2 protein-coding genes are annotated in these 6480 nt (G+C 48.9%); both read right to left on the bottom strand.

Annotated elements, in window-relative coordinates:
• Positions 1–96: 96 nt before the first annotated feature.
• On the bottom strand, positions 97–1608 hold the full coding sequence (locus tag FHP89_RS20865; RefSeq protein WP_144180059.1) for a metallophosphoesterase family protein: 1512 nt from the start codon (positions 1606–1608) through the stop codon (positions 97–99).
• A complete protein-coding gene (locus FHP89_RS20860; protein WP_186300427.1) occupies positions 1605–6185 on the bottom strand; it encodes a hypothetical protein in 4581 nt (1526 codons plus the stop codon). The genes FHP89_RS20865 and FHP89_RS20860 overlap by 4 nt, the downstream gene beginning before the upstream one ends.
• Positions 6186–6480: the final 295 nt, after the last annotated feature.

Genomic DNA, 6480 nt, shown 5'->3' with positions numbered 1-6480 from the left:
TCGGCCAAAGCGGACTATCACCAGCCGGCGTCCGGCAGTCCGCTCTCTACGCCACCCGGGCTTTCGCCATCGCACTGCAAGGAGATCACTCAACAGTTAGTCGCCCTCCGCTCTCCACTTCCCACTGCTATAACCGTAGCTCCGAGGACCATGCGCACTCACTTGCCAGTCGGTTGCATGCTGGTGGAATTGATGAACTTCCACACCTTTCACGCGGCCTTCACTTCGATTGAAGCGAATACAGTTGACCATCGGCAGAACCTGCTCCGGTAATACAGGACCAGGACTAGGTGGCACCCCTCTCACAAATAGTGCTTTATCCCGCAGACTAGGAACTACGTCAGCGGAATGCTCGTGGCCGCAAACAAACACTAGCGGCCCCTCTCCCGCCAAGCCCATAAGGTTGTTCTGAATCATTTGTGAAAGCCCAAGCCAAATATTGGACTCGTGCCTGTGCGCCAAGACAAGCAAACACTCGGATTTTCTTCGCACTGCAGAGACAGCAGTAACCGCCGCATTTATTGTTCTCCGCAAATCTTCTTCACTGACTCCGACCTGATAGCTATCAATTTCATAGCGCTCTACGTTTAATTCCAATACTACGAGGCCAGAGCTCAAAAAACGTGTATTTAACCGATACCCAGGATTCAGTATCCAATCCACTGAGTGCTCAGTAACGTCTGCCTCAAAGTCCAAATAGGCTTTCCAAGCAAAGTTTCGCATCCATTCGTTGCCATTTAATATTGATGGCTTGACCTCGTAAGGTGCAGAAGCTGAGATATTTGCGGACAAAGCTACCGGACGAGAGAAATCATGGTTGCCTGGGCACACGAATACGCGATCTCTGGCGATTCCTGTTTCCACGCCAGTCACTACTCGATTGTGCACCAAAGCAACGAAATACTCCTTTGCCAATTTGTATTGGGTTGGATTGCCTTGGTCAGCAATATCCCCTGTAATGGCGAGGAAGTCAGCCATATTCAGACCAAATTTTTGGCGGGCCAGCCTCAAAGAAATCAATGAACCAACATCCCATGTGGCCTTGCCAAAATGTGGATCTGTAATGTGCAATATCTCAATTGCCTCATCTGAACCTTTCGAGAAGCGTAGGTCTTGCCCCCGAGCACGCCCCAACAGCGCTCCAATGATGAACGCAACTTCTGATTGTTCAACACCATCAACTGCTCGGCTGATTGATGACCAAGTAAGAAATTGAAATGGTGCGAGGTCGCTCCCCTTGCCTAGCAATCGATTGGCACGTTCAATGGCTTCATTGGAGTCGAACCGAGCACTAACCAATAGTAATGGCCAACGTTCATCGAGCAGTTTCTGATCAAGCTGATTTACGCATTTTGGTGACCATGCCGCACCATCAAGAACCATGTCGACAACTGCTAAGAATGGCTGCCCTGCCGAAACCTCAATCCTCGCAACTGCATCCAACGTGGCGCAGTAATGGACATCGAAGGTCCATTTCCCACGATGAAATTCAGAAACCTGAGCAAACCATCTTTCGTATATTTTCTTGCGACTGTTTTCTTCGCGTTCAGCATTCAATTGATCGTCAACGACCATTACAAGTACTGCACCGCCCTGGGTATCTTTCATGTCATCTCCAGTATTGAAGCCAATGATGGAATACGAATACGAATTTCAAAAAAATTCTCTTGGAACATACTTGACGTCACGCGAACACCAAAATCTTCCAACCCTGCAACCTTTGGCTTATATATTGGAAGCGCCTTACTCGAAGCCAAACCGGTAACAACAACAATAGTAATTCCGGACCTAACAGGCTCAAAATCTAAATCAAACCATATCCAAGCTTTAGCCTTTTCAGCTAAGCCTCTAAATTCAAGAGCGTCAGGGGGATGGCGGTCAACGCTCTTACCTGCAATATTAGAGAAAACTTCGCTAAACAATCTCGCTAATTGGTCCCCTAATGGGAAATAGTCACCAACTCCTGTCGGCCAAACTAGTGTACGAGCCGTCTGCGTCGGCACTACATCTTTCAAAAGAGCTAGCCTATTGGCTTCAGCTCCTTTTTGAACAATTTCTAAAAATGCGTCATACACCAAAGGGGAGTCAGCCCGATCTCCATACCGCACGAGCGTTTTGTGTATTGAATTAACGAAAGCGCCAAACATCTCATCTATTTTCGATAGATACGTGCCGGCCACAACTTCATCAGACTCTACAAATCGCTTTAATTCTTTAATTTCCGAAATAATTCCATTTGTGCTTTGACCCAACGTATCGTCGACAAATTGGGCATCACAACGCGCTAGGAGACTGGCTAGGCGATTTAAACGTGACAACGTACTAACTAAGTTGGTGGTTTTCACCAATTCCATTTTCAAGTTTCCAAGCTCCGATTGCTGGCTATGGCTACTGGACCGCCCAAAAGCCTTGTCCAGCATGTACCAAGTCTCTGGTGCCGTACCTTTTTTTGGTCGAAGTGAATGGTAGTTGCGGCGTAATACTCCATTTGACAACCTGTTTTTGCAGCACTTTTCAAATTCCTGCTGAATATCAATGGACACATCGGCGTCGGTTGTCAATGCCAACAGCGCGAGTCGCACATAAGGTGAGTTGGTTACATCTACCTTGTCAAGCAGCCCTACTAGATCATCCAAAACAGCAAATTTGCAGGACGCCGGTTGAGCGGCAAACACCATTGCAACAAGACCGATCAAGCAGTTTCTGCGCGCCGCATCACTCACTGAAGCATCTGATGAACTACTTAGACTTATGGTGACCTTAGCCAAGAGCGAAATAGCATCATCTCGATCAGTGGCTGCAATGCTCCCTCCTGTCAGCAAAAGCATTACACAAAGCAATTCGGCGGCATGATCTGCGCCTTGCCGGTCCAGCAAAAGTTGGGCAAGCCCAAGTGGAGTCTCGACATCACCGGTCGCGCGCAAATACTCGACTACTCTGGCGGCCAGCGTAGTTGACGAATACGCGGGAATATTTGATATCCGGTTTGCAATTGGCCAAATTCCATTACGGATTGATTCAACAATCGGCAATGGATTCAACCCAAACTCGTCCCAATAATCAGTAATTTCCCGTGCTCGCCAAGTTTGTCCCAATTCCTCTAAGGGTTGTACCAAGTCGACGTGTGCGTCATCGACAATTCTTCGAAGCCGCCCAATCGCCGGAAGTACCCCACACATGGGGCAGTGAGCGCCCGTTCCAAGCACAGGAATATTCCAACGCCAATAGGTTTTAGGAAAGGCTTTTGAAATAGGTGCTAGTCGCTTGATTTCGGAGGGTAACTCAGGTGCCGACGAACGATTTATTAACCCAAGAGCTCGTATATCTTCAAAACCAACGTCAGTTAGCTGTCGCGCGACGTGACGGACCGTTCGATTTGTTATGAAACCAAAATCAAGAAATACTGCGATCGGTCGCGCTCCACTATTGGCGCTGGCAAGATGACGTGCTTCATCAGCAACCAGTGGTGAAAACCGTGTCAACCCCCCTGCAAACCGAGGCATAAATGACAACGGCAATAGCGTTAGCGCCAGACCCGCCTTGGCATCCATTTGGCTCAATCTGGACTTGACGTGATGCGCTAATCGGTATGTGATCTTGTCGATAGAAAAAGCGAGTACAACCGGACTGCTTTTGCAAAGTTCGACAAGTTGCTCGACCAAAAAGTGGATCGCTCCAGACTCACTCGCTCCAGATTGTTCTATGGCAATTTCAGCATTCAAATCAAGTAGACTATGTCTATCGCCGTGCGCCCAATGCCCAACCTTGATCAGACGAGCTGACTCGAGCTCTGTGTAAAGCCCCTCGTCAAACGAAACTGACGTAGGTGCGGCCCCGATTCTTTCTATATACGCTGATCGGCCAACACGGCGATAACTTGGTGTGTTGGTCGATTGCGTTGACAGCGACGGATCCCACAATAACGCTGCCAAATGTGATGTGGTGACTGCCTGGGGTGCATTGCTGAAATACGGTGTCTTTATGCTATCAACGACCGCCACCAAAGACGTCCGCGGGGGAAGCCGAAAACGCTTAAGTGTGCTACCTGAAACTGACAGACTACCAACAAGCACAACGTCAGTAGAGTCAATCGGTGGGTCTATCAGCCACTTTTTTGCATCATGCAGGGAGGCTCCAATAAGCCCGTCCAGTGCATGATGGCTGGCCTGTGGAAACAACGCGAGAATGCGTCTAAGCGACCGACGAATGCATCGCGCAGCATCACCGTCTTGTATAAGTTGTGCGAAGTTTAAGTAGTATGGCAATACGCCATTAGTGCCTGTTGCAGACCAGAGGACATCTTTAAGCAAAATCGGGTTGTGGATTGCCGAACCACTGAGTTCATGTACGCACCGCCACACGGTCGCTGAATCACAAATCCTTAATTCCTCAAGCAAAAACACCAAACGGTTGTCAAGTTTCGAAATGTTGGAGGTAGCACGTTCCACGCTCACTTGTGTCAGGCTGTCATGGCGCAGCTTGAAATTCAACTTTAATTCTGTACAGCAAAGATCCTCAGTTATGAGGAAGATTGATGCGTCGCCCTTCCAGCGACCAAGGTCGATACGATCGTATTTGGTGAATAGCTTTTCGACTACCCAAACAGTGTCTACCGCTTGATATCGCCCCAAATCACATAGGAAGAGCAAAGAACTCTTGCGTGACGACTTCGCTGTACCCAAGAGCCAAGACACGACTATCTTGTTGACAAGATTCTTTTCGGCAACTCTGTTAACTCTAACAACAGTGCCGCCAAGTGACTTAGTCGTATGTTCAGTCACTCGGCTTTCAACGCTTTCCAATCCCTCGCCACTTCTAATGTCGATGACCTTTGATGACAAGCTTCTTGGCGGTTTCGTGGCAGCAAATTTTGTGATTATTGAGTGGAGAACATTGGAACTTGTAGGCTTGTCTGAACTAAACCATTGACTATTCAGCTTAGGGATCACCGCAGGGCTAATGCCCAAGTGATAGAACGTGCCAGCCAGTGAATCCTTAGTTAGTACATGCCCCCCCGAGGAAACGACGTCGTCACTGAAGCCGGGGGGCCTAGGATGTGGACCGGCTAGCCACTCCCTGCCGGTGATCACCATAGATCGGTCATTCCCCCTGCCATGACTAAGGATTTTGTGCAGATGCATCAACCCGGTTGAGCTACCTCGTAGGCGCGATACTTCACTCTGGGCTCTGTTATGCCTCGAAAGTGGTTTTTGAAAAAGTAGCGCGGCAGTTAGCTGAAGGGGATGAAGAATTAACTTCTTAGCCCGCAATGACCGCAAATCCTCGTCTTTCCAAGTATCCAAATCGGCAAAAAGCCCCTTGCCAACATCAAGTACAAAAATCTCAATTTGTTGCTGCTTTTCGCTTAGAAGCACCTTCCCAAGCAGTCGCGACTTGGAAATTTCCAACGAACGGGCAGATCTCGCTTCTTCACTTTGGGTCTGCCGCACTCTTGCATAAAGACCGACGTATCCCGAAAGTGATTCGGGATAGGCGTGTTCCGCAGCGTTTTCTACGAGCTCAAGCAGCAATTGATTGAGCCGTTGAAGTGTTACATCCCGATACTTGCGCGAATCGGTTTTGAACTTGAACAGTGACGTGTCAGCCTGCTTCAGCAGCTCCCGAACTTTTTCCCTGACTGCGGAGGTCAAATCTGGGGATGTAGATACTGGGAGCTTCCAAATAGTCACTGGCAATACAACTGAATCACCATAGATCAATTCAACGCGGGAAAGATTGATGGAGTCTCGTACCCCTTTTAATCCCGCTTCGCCAACGTACCACAAGCCTTGATTACCCCGGTCGCCATCCTTGTCAAATTGAAACCGTACAATAAGATCTTGCCGACAACAAAATGCAGACAAAAACCCGTGGAAAGAGAGAAACTTTAATGTGCGCGACCGCCGTATTGCACCATCATCGGTACTAGCCCCTTCCCCTAGGTCAATTTCTACTATTCGCCCTGCTGTAGAAAACGACGTTAGCTCTGTTGCTATTGCCAGGATCGGCAACGGTGAAACCCACTCGCAACGAGCAAAACTAATACGCACCCTCGCACTCAATTTATCCCTGTTACGCTGCTGAAAGCCGGGGAAAAAGTCCCGAACCCAGTCGTCAAACAGCAGTTTCGGGAGTTCCAACTCAATTTCATCAGAACGAGACAATGCAAGCGGCTCCATCAACATGTACCCTTTTCGAAATTCGTCATTACTTGATCATCCGTGTCTCATGTTGCGGTCGTTCTGAAAGGATGGTTTAACGTTAGCGACGCTCGATGATCAGTGACTGCTAAGTGCTACAGAGCAGACCGAGCCTGCCAACCAGTCGAATGTCCGTTTAGGCCGAGGAGCACTCAGTCAGCCGTGAGCCTGTACGGCTGTTAGGCTCAGAAACCTGCCCCTACCTCACCCGGCCGGTGTCGTCGGGGCGCAATGTGTCGGTGGGGCGTGTGGTCAACAGCAATCGTACGCAATTCATTGC

The sequence above is a fragment of the Denitromonas ohlonensis genome (assembly GCF_007625205.1).
GTDB classification, from domain to species: domain Bacteria; phylum Pseudomonadota; class Gammaproteobacteria; order Burkholderiales; family Rhodocyclaceae; genus Nitrogeniibacter; species Nitrogeniibacter ohlonensis.
This window is presented reverse-complemented; position numbering and strand designations above follow the sequence as displayed.